The sequence below is a fragment of the Alteromonas gilva genome (assembly GCF_028595265.1).
GTDB lineage: Bacteria > Pseudomonadota > Gammaproteobacteria > Enterobacterales > Alteromonadaceae > Alteromonas > Alteromonas gilva.
In genome coordinates this window covers 1,570,363-1,590,750 of record NZ_JAQQXP010000001.1, presented here as the reverse complement: position 1 = coordinate 1,590,750, position 20,388 = coordinate 1,570,363, and the positions used below count along the sequence as shown (strand labels likewise).

General features: G+C 49.6%; 20 protein-coding genes. All 20 read right to left on the bottom strand.

The genetic code is table 11. From position 1 onward, the window contains the following. Nucleotides 1–28 precede the first annotated feature (28 nt). Nucleotides 29–1,198, bottom strand: a complete 1,170-nt coding sequence (locus OIK42_RS06995) for a protein-glutamate methylesterase/protein-glutamine glutaminase (RefSeq protein ID WP_273639418.1) — start codon at nucleotides 1,196–1,198, stop codon at nucleotides 29–31. Between the two features lie 23 nt (nucleotides 1,199–1,221). Further along, complete coding sequence (locus OIK42_RS06990) at nucleotides 1,222–3,453, bottom strand: chemotaxis protein CheA (protein ID WP_273639416.1); 2,232 nt, start codon at nucleotides 3,451–3,453, stop codon at nucleotides 1,222–1,224. Nucleotides 3,454–3,465: 12 nt separating this feature from the next. Next, nucleotides 3,466–4,215 carry a protein phosphatase CheZ gene (locus OIK42_RS06985; RefSeq protein WP_273639414.1) on the bottom strand — a complete coding sequence of 250 codons (750 nt, stop codon included), beginning with the start codon at nucleotides 4,213–4,215 and terminating at the stop codon, nucleotides 3,466–3,468. A 35-nt stretch (nucleotides 4,216–4,250) separates the two neighbouring features. Continuing rightward, on the bottom strand, nucleotides 4,251–4,634 hold the full coding sequence (gene cheY / locus OIK42_RS06980; protein ID WP_108567833.1) for a chemotaxis response regulator CheY: 384 nt from the start codon (nucleotides 4,632–4,634) through the stop codon (nucleotides 4,251–4,253). 44 nt (nucleotides 4,635–4,678) lie between these two features. Continuing rightward, the gene (locus OIK42_RS06975; protein ID WP_273639410.1) at nucleotides 4,679–5,407 is read right to left on the bottom strand and encodes an RNA polymerase sigma factor FliA; all 729 of its coding nucleotides are present in this window, start codon (nucleotides 5,405–5,407) and stop codon (nucleotides 4,679–4,681) included. Nucleotide 5,408: 1 nt separating this feature from the next. Then, entirely contained in the window at nucleotides 5,409–6,269 is an 861-nt protein-coding gene (locus OIK42_RS06970) for a MinD/ParA family ATP-binding protein (RefSeq protein ID WP_273639407.1), read from the bottom strand. Beyond that, complete coding sequence (gene flhF / locus OIK42_RS06965) at nucleotides 6,266–7,648, bottom strand: flagellar biosynthesis GTPase FlhF (RefSeq protein WP_273639405.1); 1,383 nt, start codon at nucleotides 7,646–7,648, stop codon at nucleotides 6,266–6,268. Before flhF ends, OIK42_RS06970 begins: the two co-directional genes overlap by 4 nt. 30 nt (nucleotides 7,649–7,678) lie before the next feature. Further along, nucleotides 7,679–9,781 (bottom strand): flagellar biosynthesis protein FlhA, encoded by a 2,103-nt coding sequence (flhA, locus tag OIK42_RS06960; RefSeq protein WP_273639404.1) that lies wholly within the window; start codon nucleotides 9,779–9,781, stop codon nucleotides 7,679–7,681. 166 nt (nucleotides 9,782–9,947) lie between these two features. Continuing rightward, nucleotides 9,948–11,072 carry a flagellar biosynthesis protein FlhB gene (flhB, locus tag OIK42_RS06955; RefSeq protein ID WP_273639402.1) on the bottom strand — a complete coding sequence of 375 codons (1,125 nt, stop codon included), beginning with the start codon at nucleotides 11,070–11,072 and terminating at the stop codon, nucleotides 9,948–9,950. A gap of 15 nt (nucleotides 11,073–11,087) precedes the next feature. Then, nucleotides 11,088–11,870, bottom strand: coding sequence for a flagellar biosynthetic protein FliR (gene fliR, locus OIK42_RS06950; RefSeq protein WP_273639400.1), 783 nt, complete (start codon nucleotides 11,868–11,870; stop codon nucleotides 11,088–11,090). Beyond that, complete coding sequence (gene fliQ / locus OIK42_RS06945) at nucleotides 11,871–12,140, bottom strand: flagellar biosynthesis protein FliQ (RefSeq protein ID WP_273639398.1); 270 nt, start codon at nucleotides 12,138–12,140, stop codon at nucleotides 11,871–11,873. Between the two features lie 3 nt (nucleotides 12,141–12,143). After that, nucleotides 12,144–12,905, bottom strand: a complete 762-nt coding sequence (gene fliP / locus OIK42_RS06940) for a flagellar type III secretion system pore protein FliP (protein ID WP_273639396.1) — start codon at nucleotides 12,903–12,905, stop codon at nucleotides 12,144–12,146. Beyond that, a complete protein-coding gene (fliO, locus tag OIK42_RS06935) occupies nucleotides 12,895–13,380 on the bottom strand; it encodes a flagellar biosynthetic protein FliO (protein ID WP_273639393.1) in 486 nt (161 codons plus the stop codon). Before fliO ends, fliP begins: the two co-directional genes overlap by 11 nt. Next, nucleotides 13,340–13,756: a flagellar motor switch protein FliN gene (gene fliN / locus OIK42_RS06930; RefSeq protein ID WP_273639391.1), complete on the bottom strand. Its 417-nt coding sequence runs from the start codon at nucleotides 13,754–13,756 to the stop codon at nucleotides 13,340–13,342. Before fliN ends, fliO begins: the two co-directional genes overlap by 41 nt. A gap of 30 nt (nucleotides 13,757–13,786) precedes the next feature. Beyond that, a complete protein-coding gene (gene fliM / locus OIK42_RS06925; protein ID WP_273639389.1) occupies nucleotides 13,787–14,845 on the bottom strand; it encodes a flagellar motor switch protein FliM in 1,059 nt (352 codons plus the stop codon). Between the two features lie 12 nt (nucleotides 14,846–14,857). Then, on the bottom strand, nucleotides 14,858–15,385 hold the full coding sequence (gene fliL, locus OIK42_RS06920; RefSeq protein WP_273639388.1) for a flagellar basal body-associated protein FliL: 528 nt from the start codon (nucleotides 15,383–15,385) through the stop codon (nucleotides 14,858–14,860). A gap of 134 nt (nucleotides 15,386–15,519) precedes the next feature. Beyond that, nucleotides 15,520–17,673: a flagellar hook-length control protein FliK gene (locus OIK42_RS06915; RefSeq protein WP_273639387.1), complete on the bottom strand. Its 2,154-nt coding sequence runs from the start codon at nucleotides 17,671–17,673 to the stop codon at nucleotides 15,520–15,522. Between the two features lie 131 nt (nucleotides 17,674–17,804). Further along, on the bottom strand, nucleotides 17,805–18,266 hold the full coding sequence (fliJ, locus tag OIK42_RS06910) for a flagellar export protein FliJ (protein ID WP_273639386.1): 462 nt from the start codon (nucleotides 18,264–18,266) through the stop codon (nucleotides 17,805–17,807). A 3-nt stretch (nucleotides 18,267–18,269) separates the two neighbouring features. Then, nucleotides 18,270–19,604: a flagellar protein export ATPase FliI gene (gene fliI, locus OIK42_RS06905; protein ID WP_273639384.1), complete on the bottom strand. Its 1,335-nt coding sequence runs from the start codon at nucleotides 19,602–19,604 to the stop codon at nucleotides 18,270–18,272. Beyond that, nucleotides 19,594–20,376 (bottom strand): flagellar assembly protein FliH, encoded by a 783-nt coding sequence (gene fliH / locus OIK42_RS06900; RefSeq protein WP_273639382.1) that lies wholly within the window; start codon nucleotides 20,374–20,376, stop codon nucleotides 19,594–19,596. The genes fliI and fliH overlap by 11 nt, the downstream gene beginning before the upstream one ends. Nucleotides 20,377–20,388 lie beyond the last annotated feature (12 nt).

Sequence of the window (20,388 nt, the reverse complement as noted above, 5' to 3'; positions counted from 1 at the left end):
CTCCTGCCATCGAGGCTGATATGACTCGTTATGACATCTCGGTATTGATGCAATTACCAATATCATTAATACCAATATTGACTTCGGCTAATTTATCTACCGTGACGGCCTGAGGCATACCGTAGACCACGCTACTATCGCGATCCTGAGCCCAAATCTTACCGCCAAGTGCTTTAATTGTTCGACAGCCCTCACGACCATCCGCGCCCATTCCCGTTAGAATAACGCCTAAAATGTCACCACCGTAAACCTGCGATAAGCTTTTAAAGGTAATATCCACACTGGGTTTGTAGCCAATACCCGCTTCATCGGACGGCCTGATAACCACCCGCAGTTGGCCTGCAGACTTTTCAACTTCCATTTGTTTACCGCCTGGTGCCAGATAAGCGCAACCTGGTTTTACTACCTCACCATGAACCGCTTCTTTCACCTCAATTTTGCAATGCTGATTTAGGCGTTCGGCAAAAGCATTGGTAAATGTACCCGGCATATGCTGGATCAAAAAGATCGGGTAAGGAAACCCAGAAGGCAATTTAACCAATACATTCTGCAGCGCAACCGGTCCGCCAGTCGATGCACCAATTGCCAGGCAACGATAGCGTTTACCGCTGCGTTTTATCTGCGAGACAGTTTCTACTTCTTCAACACCACCTTGCTGACCGCTGAGCAATCCGGAGCCGCGCACAAAGGTCGACTTGGGCGCATTGGTAGGCATTACCCGGCCAGGGGGTTTGGCTGGTTGAACAGGTTTGCCTGGCGACTCCGACGAAAGCCGGTTGAGTCGACCCGACATTAACGGCGTACGGCGAGCCAGCATGCGAACTTTGGCACGTAGCGTTGTCGCAGCGTCACTGCGGTCTTTAGCAATATCTTCAAATTTCTTAGGCAGGAAATCAACCGCGCCGGCGTCTAAAGCATCAAGTGTGGCTGTAGCGCCTTCGCTGGTCAACGAAGAAAACATGATAATGGATACGGGACACTCGCTCATGATGCGTTTGACCGCTTCTATGCCATCCATTAATGGCATTTCCACATCCATCGTTACAACATCCGGGCGTAAAGACTTTACCATTTCAATAGCCTGACGCCCGTTTGCTGCCTCACCAACCACCTCCAGAGAGGGATCAGCATTTAAAATATCTTTTACCCGACGGCGATAAAAACTCGAATCGTCGACCACCAGGACTTTGTAGGCCATTAACCAGCAATCCTCTTAACTCGTTACTTAATAATTTTACGCGCGTAACGTTTCAGCAAGTTCGGAATATCAAGAATTAACGCAATACCACCGTCGGATGTAATCGTCGCTCCCGCCATACCAGGAGTGCCCTGTAATAACGCATCGAGGGGCTTGATTACCACTTCTTCCTGACCAATCAGCGCATCAACAACAAAGCCAACCTGCTTAGTGCCCATCTGCACAACCACTACGTGACCTTTGTCTCGCTCTATGTTTTTGGGCCCGCGAATCAACCATTCACCTAAGAAAAACAGCGGTATCGCTTTGGACCGTACTATCATAGTCAGCTGGCCATCGACGGTGTTGGTCTTTTTAATGTCCATGTTAATGATTTCGCTTACCGACCCTAACGGCAGGGCAAACGTTTGCTTACCAACAATGATCATCAGGGTAGGCAAGATAGCGAGCGTCAGCGGAACCTTGATTTCTAAACGGGTACCACGCCCCAGTGCAGAATCAATATTAACAGTACCATTTAACTGGTTGATCTTGGTTTTAACCACATCCATACCAACACCACGACCAGATATGTCGCTGATCTCAGTTTTGGTTGAAAACCCTGGTGCAAAAATCAAATTAAACGCTTCGACATCTGACATTCTCGCCGCCGCATCGGCATCCAAAACGCCCCGGGAAATAGCAATTTCCTTGAGTTTTTCGGCATCCATTCCCTTACCATCATCTTCGATGACAAGCAGAATATGGTCGCCTTCCTGCGAAGCGGAAAGCTTAACCTTACCCATACGGGCTTTCCCTGCAGCCTGACGGTCATCAGGCATTTCAATGCCATGGTCTACGGAATTTCGCACCAAATGCACTAAAGGATCGGCCAGCGCCTCAACCAGATTTTTATCTAAGTCGGTCTCTTCACCCTCAAGCTCCAGGGTGATTTCTTTTTTCAGCGTGCGCGCCAAATCGCGAACAACCCGTGGGAAACGACCAAACACTTTCTTGATAGGCTGCATGCGTGTCTGCATGACCGCGCCTTGCAGATCGCCGGTCACCACATCCAAATTAGCAATGGCTTTCGACATCGACTCATCGGCATTATTGATGCCAAGGCTGATCAGTCGGTTTCGAACCAGTACCAGCTCGCCCACCATATTCATGATCTGATCAAGGCGTTTGGTATCAACCCGCACGGTTGTTTCAGCTGGTGGTGGGGGTGGCGTTGATTTCTTTTCCTCTTTGCCCGCAGGTGCAGGCGACTTGGCCGCTGCCGGTGCCGCTTTGGCGGCTGGTTGCGGCGCAGGCTTGCTGGCCTCTTTAGGCGCAGGCTTTTCTTTATCCTTTGAAGTTGCAGCTGGCGCAGCGGCTTCACTACTGGCAGCAGCAGGTTTAGCCGCAGCGGCAGCAGGCCCTTTGCCCTCGCCATGCAACTGATCAAGCAGCGCTTCGAATTCATCGTCCGATATTTCGTCGCTATCATCAGAGACCGGGGCGGCCGGCGTTGCCTTTGCGGAAGGCTCTACGGCACTTTCTTTACTAAACTGCCCTTTGCCATGCAGTTCATCCAACAGCGCTTCAAATTCGTCGTCGGTAATATCATCACCACCACTGGCAGCCACTGATGCCTCGGCTTTCGGCGTTGCCTGTTTCGCTGCGCTGGCAGCACCAGGCGCTCCGCCGGTACCATGCAACTCATCAAGTAAGGCTTCGAACTCATCTTCAGAAATATCTTCGATGAGTTCAGACGAACGTGCCGTTGTGTCAGGCGTACTGACCGGCTCATCGTCTAACTCAAAGGTATCTTCGATCGGTTCTGGCTCTGCAGGTGCTGCTGGCGCTTCGGCACTATCCTCAAAGATGTTTTCATCCGCTGTTTCAGGGGTGCTGAGCTTGTGCAATGTCTCGACGAGCTGCGCGCTGGCTGGCACCAGCGGCTCACGCATTTTGACCTTTTCGAACATATCCACCACAACATCTGTGGCTTGCAGAATCGTATCCATCAATTCAGGAGTGAGTGTTCGCTGTCCATTTCGCATAACATCGAACACATTTTCGGCACCGTGACAGATCTCAACTAATTCAGTTAAAGATAAAAAGCCCGCACCGCCTTTAACGGTGTGATAGCCACGGAATATTGCATTGAGAAGATCCTTATCTTCCGGATTATTTTCCAGATCAACTAACTGCTCCTGGAGTTGTTCCAGTATTTCTCCGGCTTCCACCAGAAAGTCCTGCAAAATATCTTCATCGACATCAAAAGACATGCACCCGCTCCCCTAAAAACCCAGGCTGGACAATAAATCGTCTACATCATCCTGGCCAGACACTACGTCATCGCGTGACTCAGCATCAATAATTGGCCCCTCGGCTTTGATTTCTGTTTCAACCGACTTAGGCGCTGCACTGGGTGACTTCGACACCTCGGCACCACCAAACACGGTCAACATGTGAACCAGACTGTCTTCAACCTCTTTCACCAACTCGATCACTCTGCGGATTACCTGGCCAGTCAAATCCTGATATCCTTGAGCCATCAGTACTTCGGTTAACAACGACATAAGCTGATCGGCATTTTTGGCAGATTCTTCTAAAAACTTATCTAAATCGAGACACATCGACTTAAACTCATCAAGCTCGATCTCGCGGTTCATCAGTTTTTTCCACTCAGGCATCACACTGTCGAGTTGACCTTTCATGGTTTCAACAATCGGCATACTGCTTTCTACAGCATCCATTGTAGTATTAGCTGCTTTTTCAGTTTCTTCAATAACGTAGGTCAATCGTGTCTGTGCATCGGGAATTTCTTCGTTAGCCAGACCGGCTATGCGTTCGTCCAATTGAAAGTTGTTCAACGAGTCGTGAAGCTGACGGGTAAGCTTGCCCACTTCTGCAAATAGTTCTACGGACTCTTTCATCGCGACAGCATCCAGCAGGGCGTTAGCCGATTCATCGTCACCATTTTCTAAAAAGGTAACCAACTGCTTTGCTTCGTCCAGAGTCATGGGGACTTTCTTTTTTTCAGTCATCCAGTTGTCCTCAGGCGGTTAAACACTTAACTGAATTAACCTAAACGTTCGAATATCTTATCTAGTTTTTCTTTTAATGTAGCTGCTGTGAAAGGCTTAACAACATAGCCGTTTACGCCAGCCTGAGCGGCAGCAACAATTTGCTCTTTCTTTGCCTCAGCCGTCACCATTAACACAGGAAGATGCTTTAATTTGTCATCGGCACGAATAGCACGCAATAGATCGATACCTTGCATGCCCGGCATGTTCCAGTCCGTTACTACAAAATCAAAATCTCCTTGTTGCAGCATCGGCAATGCGGTGCTGCCATCATCGGCTTCTTGAATATTTGAGAAGCCCAAATCTTTGAGTAAGTTTTTGATAATACGTCTCATGGTAGAAAAATCGTCTACTACGAGAATTTTCATATTCTTATCCAAAATTGCCTCCAGTGAGGATAGTCATATTGTTAGTATAGTTAAGGTTACTCACCAGTCTGCCATGACCGCATACGAACTTTAAGTTTTAGCATTGCCTGGCTGTGTATTTGACTGACCCTTGACTCGCTTACCTCGAGAACCTCGCCGATTTCCCGCAGGTTCAATTCTTCATCATAATACAGGGATAAAACAATCGCTTCACGCTCTGGTAACGTAGTAATAGCATGCGCAAGCGCTTTTTGAAACGAACCTTGCATTAAATCTTCTAACGGGGAGTCCGCGCCACGGGATTCTTCCGTGGCGATAATGTCTTCCGACACTCCCAAATCTTCAATACCGACCAGCTTACCGGCATTTACCTCAGACAACATTTGATGATATTCGGTGAGCGATACATTCAAACGTGCCGCGATATCAACATCACGCGCATCACGGCCAGTCTCAGATTCTACCTGGGCGATCGCCTCAGAAATTGCCCGGCCATTGCGATGCACTGACCGCGGAGTCCAGTCACCTTTGCGGATCTCATCGAGCATGGCGCCACGAATACGGATGCCGGCAAAGGTTTCAAAGCTCGCGCCTTTGCTGCCATCAAAGTTTTTGGCTGCCTCCAGCAAACCAATCATGCCAGCCTGAATCAGGTCATCTACAATAACACTGGCCGGAAGCCGCGCCATAAGATGGTAAGCAATGCGTTTAACTAAAGAAGCATGACGCTCTACCAGCTGCGCTTTATCTGATTGCTGTTTATACGCTGCAGCTCTGCTATTCACCCTAACTCCCTGACACCTTTGGAGCGATTAATTGCTCGACGAAAAACTCCAGATGCCCACCTGGTTGCGCCGGAATTGGCCAGCTTATCGCTTTGGTTGCCAATTGGTCGATTGCTTTCGCTGCCGGCGACGTTGGAAAAGCGTCCACAATTGCCGTTTGTTTGCGCACCGCGCGGCGAATATTTTCATCGAACGGTACCGTCGCCACTAATTCTAGCGCGACATCCAGAAAACGCCCGGTAACTTTTGATAATTTACTAAATAATTCCTGACCTTCGCGGACATCCCGCACCATATTCGCAACGATTTTGAAACGGAAAATACCGTAATCACGGTTTAGAATTTTGATTAACGCGTAGGCATCGGTCAGCGAGGTCGGTTCGTCACAAACCACCACCATAATATCCTGCGCTGCACGAGAGAAACTCAGGACCATATCGGATATGCCGGCGGCGGTGTCTACAATCAGCACATCAATCTGTGAGCGCAATTCACTAAAGGCTCTGATAAGCCCTGCATGCTCAGTGGCTGACAGCTCAGTCATAGACTGACTGCCTGATGTTGCCGGCGCGATTTTTATGCCATGAGGGCCGGTAACCAGTACTTCATCTAAGGTACATTCTCCGGACAATACGTGAGACAAATTCTTCTCTACCCGTAACCCGAGCATCACATCGACGTTGGCCAGGCCAAGGTCGGCATCCAGAACCATGACCCGTTTGCCCTGTTTCGCCATGGCAATGGCAGTATTAAGAGTAATGTTGGTTTTACCAACCCCTCCTTTACCACCGGTTACGGCTATTACCTTGATTAATCTTGATTGATTCATCTTTCTTAAGCTACTCGCCTGGTCTTCAATCATACTGCCTGTGCTGTGTTTACATCGGAACTGCTAATAGTATGATTCAAACCATACTTTTTATAAAGCTTTGCTGCCAATGAGATTATAGATTTCGCATTTGCTACATGGATGTCTTCTGGCACTTGCTGGCCGTCGGCAACATAGCTGATTGGCAACTGCGCCTCAATCATATTACTGATGATCTCACCTAAACTATAGCATTCATCCAGCTTAGTGATGATACATCCCTGCAACTCAATACTCTTATATGCATCAATGATATGCTTTATTGTAGCTTGTTGCGTATTACCCTGCACAATTAAATAATTTTTTACTTGCTGACCGGCAATTTGGCTAAAGGTTGAAAGCTGGCTGATGAGTCGGCTGTCACGCTGACTAAACCCGGCCGTATCGATTAGCACTAAACGCTTATCCCGCATCTGGAACAATAAATCGGCGAGTTGCTCGCCGGACTGCGCCTTACGCACCGGACACCCAATTATCTTGCCATAGGTCGCCAACTGCTCGTAAGCGGCGATACGGTACGTATCAATAGTAATCAGTGCAACCTGATCGACGCCGTATTTTTGCGCATAACGGGCTGCCAGCTTTGCAATAGTGGTGGTTTTGCCGGTGCCGGTGGGGCCAACCAACGCCACAACCCCGCGCTGAGACAAAATATCATCATTTGAGGTCTGCAAACGATTTGACAATAGTTTTAACAGATACAGCCAGGCTTCCCGCTCATTGCACTCAGCCGGCGTGTAATGCACCATCTGCGCCGCCAGTGACTGGCTGATACCCATGTTGCACAGCTGCTGAAGCAGATAACGCTGCAATGGTTTAAGCCGGGATTGCTGCTGTTGCTGCATATCGGACAATTGAAATTGCAGCACGTTACGCAGTGAGGCGATCTCTGCGCGAATATCGGCCAGGCTCGCCCCACTGTCGCTGACCGCATCAGTTTCAGGCTCTTGCTCAGGGCTAACGCTATACGCCGACGCGTGACGGGTTGCCATTGCGGGCGCGGGTTGCTGACGTTGCGTGTCGGCAGGTCCGTTGCGTTTTTCATATTCGGCGTTCGCGGCATTGACGCGCTGGGCAACGGCGACTTTTTGTTCGGCTTGTTTTTCCATCAGTGCACGCAGGCTGTCCGGGCCGTCATCACCGATAATTTCACTCAGGGTTGGCAAGCTGCCATCCGGCTTTTTGGCACCGGCCGTCTTCGCTTTGGGCGCAATACTGATTTTGGCGTCGGGCTCTTTGTCGTAGGCCGCCACTAATTCAATACCATCGGCGACTTTGCGGTTAGACATGATTACCGCCTCACTACCCAGCTCATTTTTTACCTGACTCAATGCTTCACGCATGTCTTTGCCAAAAAATCGTCTTATCTTCATAATGACCTCAAAGGGATAAGGGGCGTCAAATTACTGACCCACCGATGACACAATACGGACCTGTTTGTCGTCCGGGATTTCCTGGTACGACAATACGTGTAAACCCATCACTGCATTTTTTAAGAAACGGGATAAAACCGGACGCAACATACCAGAGGTGAGTAGCACCGCGGGTTCACCTTCCAGCTCTTGCTGCTGGCTGGCTTGTTGCAATGACTTCTGTAAACGTTCCGCCAGGCCCGGCTCAATACCGGCACCATCTTCGCCACCCGCCTGCAACGACTGATGCAACATTTGCTCCAGTTCTGGCGCCAGGGTGATAACCGGCAGCTCAGCCCCGCCACTATTGATTTCCTGCACGATTAACCGTTTTAAAGCGATACGTACGGCTGACACCAATACGTCAGGATCCTGACTCTTAGGCGCATATTCGGTTAAGGTTTGTACTATTGTCCGCAGGTCGCGAATCGGCACGCCTTCGTATAACAAGGTTTGCAAGACTTTTACCACTGTCGCCAGCGAGATGAGATCCGGAATAAGGCCTTCTACCAGCTTAGGATTATGCTTAGCGAGAATGTCCATCAGTTGCTGTACCTCTTCAAAACCAAGCAGCTGATAGGCGTTATTGGTCAGCAACTGGCTGAGATGGGTAGCAATAACCGTGGCAGCATCCACAACGGTATAACCAAGGGTTTGGGCATGATCACGCTGACCCGGTTTAATCCATACCGCATCCAGTCCAAAGGCCGGATCTTTGGTTTTGCGCCCTTCGAGCTTACCAAATACCTGACCAGGGTTAATGGCCAGCTCTTCTTCATGACTCACATCCGCATCGCCAATAGTCACCCCTAACATAGAAATGTGATAAGCATTGGGATCTAAATCGAGGTTATCGCGAATATGTACCGGCGGAATCAAAAAGCCTAATTCCTGAGAAAGTTTTTTACGGACACCTTTAATGCGCGTCAGTAATTCTCCGCCCTGGGTTTTATCAACCAGAGGAATAAGACGATACCCTACTTCCAGGCCAATGGTGTCAACATGTTGTACGTCATCCCACCCCAGCTCTTTTATTTCAGTGGGGGCTCTGTTATCCATATCGTTGTCAACCGCCGGCAGGTTGGCTTCTTTTTCGCTACGTTTCTCGGCATAGGTTTGGTAGTACGCATAGCCACCAGCCAGCGCCGAAAAGCCCAGAAATGCAACATGCGGCATACCCGGCACAATCCCCATTACAAACAGGATCCCCGAGGCAATGTATAACGCTCTTTGGTTGCCTAACTGGGTACTAATCTCGGTGCCCATTTCCTGAGTATCATTTTCCCGCGTAACAATGATTGCCGTTGCAACGGATAACAACAGTGAAGGAATCTGCGCCACCAGACCATCACCAATGGTCAAAATTGTATATACTTCAAGCGCATTACCAAAGCTCAGGTCATGCTGAATCATGCCAATAAACAGGCCACCTACGATGTTGATCATCATAATGTAGAGGCCGGCGGTGGCATCACCTTTTACAAATTTTGACGCACCGTCCATGGAACCATAAAAGTCAGCTTCAGCGGTGATATCTTCGCGCCGCTTGCGGGCTTCATCCTGATCGATATAACCTGCGTTAAGATCGGCATCGATGGCCATCTGTTTACCGGGCATAGCATCAAGGGTGAATCGCGCGCTAACCTCAGAAATACGTCCGGCACCCGCCGTAACCACCTTAAAGTTAATGATCAGCAAGATAGCAAAGACCACCACGCCCACAGCATAGTTGCCGCCGATGACGACCTCACCAAAGGCTTCAATCACTTTACCCGCGGCATCGCCGCCCTCATGACCATGAAGCAACACGATGCGGGTAGACGCCACATTCAGGGCTAATCGCAATACCGTGGCAATTAACAAAACAAGAGGGAAAATACCAAAGTCCACGGGGCGCTGGGTGAGTACTGCCACCAGGATGATGACCAGCGAGAGCGCAATGTTAAAGCTAAACAGTACATCCAGTAATATGGGCGGCATGGGCAGAATAACCATGCCCATTATCGCTAGCAGCACCACCGGCAACCCTATACCCTGGGTATATTTTTGCAGTTGCGCTTTATCGAAACGCTGTAAGTAATTTGATAGCACCATAAGAGCGACTTCTCACTAACCGTTTTTTGACACTTTGGTTGGCTTTGGCAGGAATTAACCTGATCTTCTCAGTATTACTTTAATTCTCTTCAATCCTCGTGCCAGCTTTTTTTGACGGTTGCTCAAGTGCGCATAAAACCATCAACAAGAGTTAGCGATATCGCAATTAATAACGCATATCCTGTGGTATCGGCAGATCCCGTGTTAACGGTTTTGGTCGTTTTGCCTTACCCGCCCGGTGCGCTTTTAACTGAAATACGTACGCTAACACCTGGGCAACAGCCATAAATAAGCGATGTGGAATTTCATCGTCCACTTCGGTGGTGTAGTAAATTGCCCGGGTAAGCATTGGTGTGGGAATAAGCGGTACGCCGTGGGCGGTAGCAATTTTACGAATATGCATTGCCAGTTCATCAGACCCTTTGGCAATCACTACAGGGGCTCGATTACCATCCTGATCGTACTTTAAAGCCACCGAGTAATGGGTAGGGTTGGTCACAACCACATCGGCATTTGGCACTTCTTTCATCATTCGCCGTGCCGCGGCCTGATACTGTAACCGACGGATCCGTCCTTTAACCTGGGGATCGCCCTCTGAGTTTTTACGTTCGTCTTTGACTTCCTGCTTCGACATTTTCATCTGTTCTTTGTGCTTATAGGCCTGATATGGCACATCGAACAAAGCAATGGGTATCATTCCGAGGGTCAGTAAAAAGAACGCCCATTCGATCATTTCCAGCGCGTGAAAAACGTTCAGAGGGTAGATCTCCTGATCTAAATGCAGCGCTTCATCCTGAAAAAGTGACAATGCAATCAACGCCATAGAGCCGATCACCACAAACTTGGCAATAGCCTTTAGTAATTCAACGATACCGTTTATGCCAAACATACGTTTTAAACCCGCCATCGGGCTGAGTTTTTGAAATCGTGGTTTGGCCGAATACCAGGTAAAGTTATAGCCGCCTAATGCAATTGAGCCGTAAATCCCGGCAATCATGGCCACCAGCATAAACGAGATCACCGGCACACTGATTTGCAAAAAGGCCTCACCCCATGCCGAAAACATATGCGTGGGATCGTAGGTTTCGTCACGCGACAGCGTAAATACCCGCGCCATCACTTTAAACAAGGCCTCGGCAATGTAGCTGCCATACAACAGCAACGTTATGCTACTGGCAATCAACACCAGAGTAGTAGAAAGCTCCCTTGAGCGGGCAATTTGCCCTTTTCGACGGGACTGGGATTTTCGTTTCGCCGTGGGGTCTTCTGTTTTTTCTGATGAATCAGCCATGACTTATCCGCACCGTTAGCTGGGACAAACCAACAACAATTCACACATAAACTGCTGTGCGCGCTGCCATTGATTTTCAAAGTGAGTAGAAAAGTTATCAAGCGTTAGCCAGATAATAATTAGCCCCATAATCTGGGCAATCGAGAAACCGATACTGAAGATGTTGAGCTGTGGCGCAGCCTTGGTCATCACACCAAAGGCCAGATTCACGATCAGCAGCGAAATAATCGGCGCTAATGCCAGCGTAAGGGCCGCCACAAACATCCAGCTGCCAAAATGCGCGATGTCGCGTAACTGCTCGCGGGCAAACCAGCCATCCCCGATAGGGAAGGCATCAAAACTCATCACTATCATTTGAATCATCGACAAGTGACCATCCATTCCCCAGAACAGCAACGTCGCCAGGATCAGGTAGAACTGACCAACAGCCGGGACATTAATGCCATTGATGGGGTCAACAATACTGGCGAACCCCAGGCCTGTTTGCATAGCGATAACCTGACCGGCCAATACAAAGGTATTGAGGACCAGCATAGAAATAAAGCCTATCGCAATACCTATCAACAATTGCTGGATACCAATAACAAAGGTTCCTACATCGACTAACTGAGTAACCGGCGACGGCGGCACTATGGGCATTATGACCAGGGTTAGCATTATAGCCAGCAGCGCTTTGACATTAGGCGACACGGTTTTGGCGCTTAACCCAACCATCGCCGCAAACATACCGCTGATCCGCATAAAAGGTAGCAGCATATCGGCCAAAAACCGGTTGATGGTCTCCAGGTCAACTTCCACTTAGCCAACCACCTGTGGGATCTGCTCTACCATATGAAAGGTAAAATCCATCAGTTGCTGTACCAGCCAGTTACCACCCCAACTGAGCGCCAGCAATGTCACAATAAGACGCGGTAAAAAACTCATCGTTTGTTCGTTAATTGAGGTGGCCGCCTGAAACACCGCCACCACCAGGCCAATGATAAGACTGGGAACGATTACCGCCGACACCAGTAAAATCACCATAAACATGGATTCACGCAGGATCTCAACAAAGACCTCAGGACTCATGCGCTATACTCCCATTCCAAAGCTGGTTGCCAGCGTACCGAAAATCAGATTCCAGCCGTCCACCAGTACGAATAACATCAGTTTGAAGGGCAGCGAGACAATCATCGGCGATAGCATCATCATCCCCATGGCCATCAAAATTGACGCCACCACAAGGTCGATTATCAAAAAAGGGATAAACAGCATAAAACCAATTTGGAAGGCGGTTTTTAGCTCACTGGTGACAAACGACGGGATCAGGATATTCAGGGGCACATCAGTCGGATCCTGGTACTTGCCTTCCTCGCCGGCAATCGACACAAATGTTTCTAAATCTTTCACCCGGGTTTGTGACAACATAAATGCGCGCATCGGGCCTTTGGCTTGCTCAAAAGCTTCTCTGGCGCTCATAGCTTCATCTAAGTATGGCTGCAACGCACGCTCGTTTATTTCTTCGAAGACAGGCATCATAATAAACATCGATAAAAACAAAGTAACACCAATAAGTATCTGATTTGAAGGGGATTGCTGTAAACCAATGGCCTGACGTAAAATTGACAATACAATGATGATGCGGGTGAATGAGGTCATCATCATAATAAACGCGGGCAACAAACTGAGCGATGTCATAATAAACAGCGCTTGCAGTGTCATGGTGTAGTCCTGGGTACCGTCGTCATTGGTGGTAACGGTGACGGCCGGAATGCCCTGTTGCGCCAGCACCGGCGACGATAAACTCGCTGTCACCAACACAAGCAGCAACAACCACTTTAATTTAACGGTCATCGTTGCGCTCCTTTACAGACGGGTTCATTTTTTGTGCCATCGCCTGTACCAGCTTTTGTTTAAAAGCCGCGCCGGTGTCAGGCGTTGAGGGTGATGTTGTTGTCAGCGGCGTTTCCAGCTTACTTAAATGGTTGATGTTTTGAGCAGTAACCCCGATGAGGTGTTGCTCGTCACCCACCTGCAGCACCATTACGCGCTCGCGGGTACCGGCCGACATACTGGCAATGACCCGCAGTTGTCCGCTGCCACCAGGAGTGACATTAAACCGACGCATCAGGTATGCCACAGCAAATATAATCGCTACCACCAGCAAGAGTGATAGAAAAATTGACAGTACCGAGGTGGGGTTGGTGATGCTTTGTGTTGCCAGGGCATCCGCAGATTGCAGGGCTAAACAGGGGAATAGAAGGTATCCCCCTGTTTTAGATAGAAATTTACCGAAGCTTTTTGATTCTCTCGATTTGACTAATAACATCCGTTAACCGAATCCCGAACTTGTCGTTGACTACTACTACTTCTCCATGAGCAATCAACGTGCCATTTACAAGTACATCTAACGGTTCACCGGCAACACGGTCGAGCTCAACCACCGAGCCCTGGTTTAACTGCAACAAATTACGGATACTAATTTGACTGCGGCCGACTTCCATCGAAATCGTCACCGGTATGTCTAATATCGTATCCAGCTTTTTCTTTTCTTCCTGAGTAATGGGGGCATCGTCAGACAATTCGTCAAATTCGGCAACGCGGACATCATCACCCTCACCCTGTTCGTCACCGGACTCGCCTTCTGAATCGGCTTGCTCAGCCATTGCAGCGGCCCAGTCGTCCATACCATCTTCTTCACTCATGATCTTGCCTCTTGTCTAACTCGCTTGCGACTATAAGTCTTCTTCTAACACCTGCAGTTCGGCGTCATTATCAATGATGCGCCCACCCCGGGTAAGTAACTGTAGCTCTGATTTAACCGATGTCGGTCGCGGTATTTTTTCGGTAATTTTAAGTGCCAGGTTTTCGCGCGAGCGCCCCAGCTTAGCCCGGAACGTCGGTAAATCTTCGATCAACACGGTAATATGCTCGGGTATTTCTACCGGAATTATATCACCGGGCTTAAACTCCATGACATTGCGCAGTGTCAGTTCAAAGTCAAGCATATGGGTACTCAACTCTACCTGCACATCCATGATTTCGTCACGCAGCGCTTTACTCCAGCGCAGATCGGTATCTTCCTTATCGCTTTGCACACCCGCATCGAGCAGCTCACGAATGGGCTCGAGCATCGAATAAGGCAAGGATACGTGGAAGTCTCCGCCGCCACCGTCCAGCTCAATATGAAATGAGCTAATCACCACCACTTCGGTGGGGCTAACGATATTTGCCATCGCCGGATTCACTTCAGAGTCAAGATACTCAAAAGACACATCCATCACCGGTGCCCAGGCTTCCTTGTAATCCTCAAAAATAATTTTCAGCAGCATTTGAATAATACGCCGCTCGGTAGGGGTAAATTCCCGGCCCTCAATTTTGGCGTGATAACGACCATCACCACCAAAAAAGTTGTCGACCAGAATAAACACCAACCTGGCTTCCATGGTAATCAAACCCGTGCCTTTCAGCGGTCTGAAACGCACCATGTTAAGACTGGTAGGAACAAAGAGCGTGTGAATATACTCACCAAATTTTATCATCTGGATGCCGTTAATCGACACTTCCGCGCTGCGGCGCATCATATTAAACAGACTAACCCGTAAGTGCCTGGCGAATCGTTCGTTGACAATCTCCAGGGTTGGCATGCGGCCCCGTACGATTCTATCCTGCGATGAAAAGTCATATTCCAGCGCCGAGGTATCGCCGGCTTCATGGGGAGCTTCTTCTTCCTCGACGTCATCTACCCCGTGTAACAGGGCATCAATTTCATCTTGTGATAATAAATCGCTCACCACGAACTCCCATTATTGCATGACAAAGTCGGTAAATAGTACGCGCTCGACGACTTTTGCACCGGCTACTTTTTCTAGTTCTGTTTGAACTGCTTCGAGGGCATTTTCGCGCAATTCGATTTTGCCCACCTCGGTGACCAGATTATCCGCATTACTGGCACTGAAGGCTTGTAACAGCGTTCCCTCAATAAGCGGAATATGAGTTTGGGCCATTTCTTCGTTATCGGTCCCGCGCACCATAAGCTGTACCTTGATCTGAACCAGACGGTCGCGTCCTGATCCGGGTACGTTAAATACAATTGGTCTTGGCATGGCCACATACAGTGCCGTACCTACGTCGGCACTGGATGAGGGCGTGCTAGCCATCTCACCAGGACTTTCAGCGGCCAGCTCCTCTGCTGCGCTCGGCTGGTCGCTACCGGCAAACAAAAAGAAATACGCTGCACCACCACCGCCAATCAGTACCACGGCAATGATAATTATCAGCATTAACTTGCTTTTTTTGCCGCCTTCTTCAATTTGTAGCTCTTCTTCAGCCATTATTCGCTTCTCTTACTCATCCAGGTTAGGCGTATTATGTCTACTCATCTATAAATGGCAACGGCTATTACTCAATGTCCGCGCATTTACCTTCATTTATTGGCGACTACTTTCGCAAAGAAAGTCCTTGAACATTAAACATAGTCGTCAATGAGTCCATTTACTGGTCTGACAACTTCGGACTGTTTGGCGTTTGATTCGTCAAACTCCTCATCTCCAGGCCCTTGACCATGGCGCTGAGCGAGTTCACCGTCCCCCTGCTGACCACTTTGTTGCTGACTTACGAACGACTCACCCAGGTTTATTCCCTGCTCTGCAAACATGTCGCGTAACCGCGGCATAGCATCAGCTAACGCCTCTTTAGCATGCTGGGATTGCACAACGAAACTCACCGCTGCACTATCGCCGCTGACATTTAATCTTACCTGCATGCTACCAAGCTCCGGCGGATCAAGGCGAATTTCGGCAATGGTTTGTCGGCCATTCACCATCCAGCGGATTTTTTCTGCAATTTGTTGCTGCCCCTGAGGCTGATGAATGGGTACGGGTTTATCCATAGTGGCCTGTTGCTGCATGGACTTCATAGTATCACCTACGTGCTGACGCACATCCTGTGACACCACATCCCGACTCACCGCTACTAATTCGGCTATCTGGCGTTCCTGTGCACTTCCCAGGTTCGCCAGACTTGCTAACTGGACTAATTGCTGAACTTCCTGCATCACCGGCGTCAGCGCATTTTGACCCTGCAGCATATCGGGGGCGACATCCTGGATGGCTTGCGTGACTAGTGCCGCTAAATTAATGCCGGGTTCGTGCCCCTGCTTTAATTGTGAGCGGATTTCTTCCATCCCGGTCACCAGTTGGCTGCGAATTTGGCCCAGTTGAGTATCGTTTAACAGCGGGTTAGCTTTACTTGCGCTGTCCGACATCACCTGTGCAAGCTCACTGATAGTGGTATCACTCGCCTGACCCAACATGGCTTCCAGTGACTCTGCGGCAGCATTCTCGCCCTGCTTATTAAGCGCTGGCGTTGTTTCTGTCTTCACCTGGCTATTGCCAGCTTGCATCTGACGCATCAGGCTTACCAACAAACTTGCCTGGTTCTGCAAACTGCTATCGGCCGACTCGGCAACGATAATGGCATCTTCGGCTAGTTGTATATTTGCAACCGTCGATAAATCTACTTGTGCGTCACCAATATTCAGTTCTGTCACATCGGCTTTAGCGGATTTTACATTGTCGGCATCACTGCTCGACTGATTGGCTCGCAGACCGCTGAGTAACTCTGCAGCCAATACGTTGAGCAAGGTATCGTCCTGTACAGGTGTGCCATTCTGCTCTGTTTTAGACCCGGTATTGTTGAGTTGTTGTACTAAGTTTAGTACATCAGATAACAGTGTCTCGGCATTGGCTATTTGCTCAACCGCACTGCCGTCGCCACTCACTTGCATGCCCTCAGGTAACACCGTTGCCAGCCAATCCTGCAATTTGTTTAATACATCACCGGGCAACAGCTCGCCGCTGCCTTTTTTCCAGCCACTCAGATCTATTTCTTTTCCGTTTGAGTTCAGCAACTGGGCTGTCACCGGCGTCTCTTCGCTGGTCAGTCTTTCCTGCAGTGCACGGATACTGTCAATAAAAGCGAGGTAGTCAGTTTGCTCACCGCCTTTTTGAGCCCCGTCAGCTTGTGAGTACAACCAGTTTATACCGTCAGACTGGCCGCTTTTATCCGCCGTTACGGTAGTACTCTCATCACCTACTGCGGCGTCGTCTGACGCGGATGATTGGTCAGGTTCAACGTCGGGGTTTTGTTCCAGCGATAGCTTTTGGTCTGTTGCTGAAACAGACGAGTGCTTTTCATCCTGAGATGTGTTCTCAGCATTTTCATCAGCCTGGCTGTTGGTGTTCTCGCCGTTTTTATTACCACTTGCCGATGCTTGCTCCTCATCCGATGCGCGAGCGCTATCATCTGAGGTTGTTTTTTCATCCGACTGTCGGGGTTCTGACGCAGCACCTTTTAGCTGCTTGTCGCTGCCAGATTGATTACCTGCAACATCCTCCGGCCTGCCATTCAGGGTTTTGTCCGGTGCATCCTCTTTGGACAATTGCCGGCTATGCTGATCTAACACCTGAGAAAAATCGTCTTTCTGAGAGGTTTTAGGTTTTGACCAGGTTCCAGAGGATACTCCGTTTGCTGCGTCGGCCGGAGCTTTTCCCTGGGAATTAACCTGTCCCCCCGGCAAAGCGGCAATTTGTGAACTTTGCGTGGCAAGGTGTTGCATCATAACCGAGTCCTCAATACCTAAATACTTGAATTTGTGTTGGTGTTACACAATAAATCGTAAATCATATGAGGATGTATCAAGTTATGTGCCAGTGTGACAATTTGCAGCCAATGGGCATAGATTGAAGGGCGTTACATGGCGTTGCGGCGCAGTCGTTGAATGGCCAGTTCATCCATCATTTGTTGCTCAAGACGATTGTCGATGATCTGCAGTGACTGCTGTTTCTTTTCGATGAGTTTTTCCACAGCCTGGCGGCGACGTTGCTGCGCCAGCCACTGGCCGCGGCGCTGATCGACGGCCATTTTGCTCTGCGCAATAATATGCCCCTGCTGTTCGCAGGCTTTATCCAGTTTACCCACAAACGACAAGCGTTGTTGATAATGAAGTGCGCCAACACCGTTGCCGCCTTCCTGCTGTATCTGGCGCATATATTCGAGGCGGTATTGCTGCAGACTGGTTAACTTGGCTCTTTGCTGCTGGTAGTAATCCTGTGCGGTTTTAAATGCCTGCAGCGCCGATTGTTCCTTGTCCTGCTCCAAACGCAGTACGGTGGCGAGTTGTTTGAGTGACTTTGTGACCTCGACTCTGCTCATGGCTTATCCATTGCCTAGTCCACCGGCCAGCTTGCTCATTGCCTGCAAGCTTTCATCATATTCTAAAACCTGTTTCATTCCTTGCTGAAGCATGGCATTGATAGCCGGCTCGGCATTAATAGCGAGATCGATTCGCGGATCGGTGCCGCGGGTGTAGGCACCGAGGGTAATCAGATCGCGGTTTTGTTGGTATGTCGAATAAACCTGACGAATTCGCCGGGCCTGAGCTAAATGCTCTTCACTGACGACCTGAGGCATAACCCGGCTAATCGAAGACTCAATATCAATTGCCGGATAGTGACCACTCTCGGCCAGGGTGCGGGAAAGCACAACGTGACCATCAAGAATAGCCCTGGCTGCATCGGCAATGGGATCCTGCAGATCATCGCCTTCAGTTAACACCGTATAAAACGCGGTAATGGCGCCCTGATTGTCGCTGCCATTACCCGCCCGCTCAACCAACGCCGGTAACCGCGCGAATACCGATGGCGGGTATCCTTTTGTTGCCGGCGGCTCACCTACGGCCAGCGCAATCTCGCGCTGCGCCATGGCATAGCGGGTAAGTGAATCAATCAGCAGCAGCACGTTCATGCCCTGATCACGAAAAAACTCCGCAATGGTGACCGCGGTTTCACACCCTTTGAGCCGCATTAATGGTGACGTATCAGCAGGGGCAGCTACCACGACAGCCCGTTGGCGCTCTTCTTCGGTGAGAATGTCGTGGATAAATTCTTTTACCTCGCGGCCCCGTTCTCCTACCAGGCCGACCACGACCACGTCGGCTTTTGAGCCGCGGGTCATCATACCGAGCAAGACACTTTTACCCACACCACTGCCGGCAAACAGGCCCATGCGCTGGCCGGTGCCAACAGTGATCAGGGCGTTAATGGCTCTGACACCAACATCCATAGGTTCAGTAATAGCCCGGCGAGATAATGGATTGATAGGTGGCTTGGTGGTTGGCACCCGGGCTGAGGTATCAATAGGGCCGAGTCCGTCGAGCGGCTGACCATTGCCATCGACTACCCGGCCCATCAGTCCGAGCCCGACAGCTAAACCACTTTCGCGGTTTAGCGGCAGGACACGGGAACCCGGCACGATGCCACGCACCGCTTCGGTAGGCATCAGATAAGTGATTTGCTCGCCAAACCCCACCACTTCAGCTTCGATTTCACCGTCGACCGTTTGCACCATGCACTGACTACCGACGGGTAATTGACAACCGACCGCTTCCAGAGTGAGACCGATGCCCCGCACCAGCTTGCCTGCTGCCACGACCGGTGGTGACGGAATTTGCTGGCTTAACTGCTGCAGATGCGATAACAAGCTAGTTGCCATCGGATAATCCCTGATCGAGTAAGAACTTATCTAAAACGCCCCGGCAGCGGCGCTCAATAGACAAGTCTACGGCGTTATGTTGAGTAACAATATCGCAACCACCGCGTTCCAGTGACGGCGTATCAATCAATGTCCAGCCACGTTCTTTAATGGTATCGCTACCGAAGTGTTGGTGAATGAGCTGAATGTCTTCAGGGTGCAGATGAATGCTGTATTGGTTTTCTTCAACGGGTAATGCTTTGAGGCCTTCACTGAGGGCTTGCAGAATAACCGCTTCATTGGTTTGCACATCTGTTCTTATCACCGAACGCGCCAACGCCACCGCCAGTTTAACGATCTCTTTTCTGATTTGTTCATCGACTTTTTTAAGGGGTTCATGCAACTGCGACACCAATGACTGCCATAACTCAGTTTGCTGCGAAATTTGCGTTTCGCCTTGCTGTAAGCCTTGTTCCAGCCCCTCTTTTAACCCCTGCTCTGAGCCTTCTCGTTTGCCTGCTTCGAAGCCTTCGGCTTTGCCCTCGTCAAAGCCCTGCTGTTTGCCCTCGGCGTAGCCTTCATCAAAGGCTGCCTGACGGATAGCTTCGATTTCTTCAGCGGTAGGTGGTTTTATTTCTTCGGCCTCTTCCGGCGGCTCGTACTTCCAGTCGCTGCGTTTATTTAACGCATTGGTTTTGCTGTCTTCCTCTGTTTCTGTTGCTTCAACATAAGGCAGATCCCATCCTTTGGCTTTTTCTAACTCTGCAACCGAAAAGGTTTTATAAGGTTTCATCAGTTATGCTGC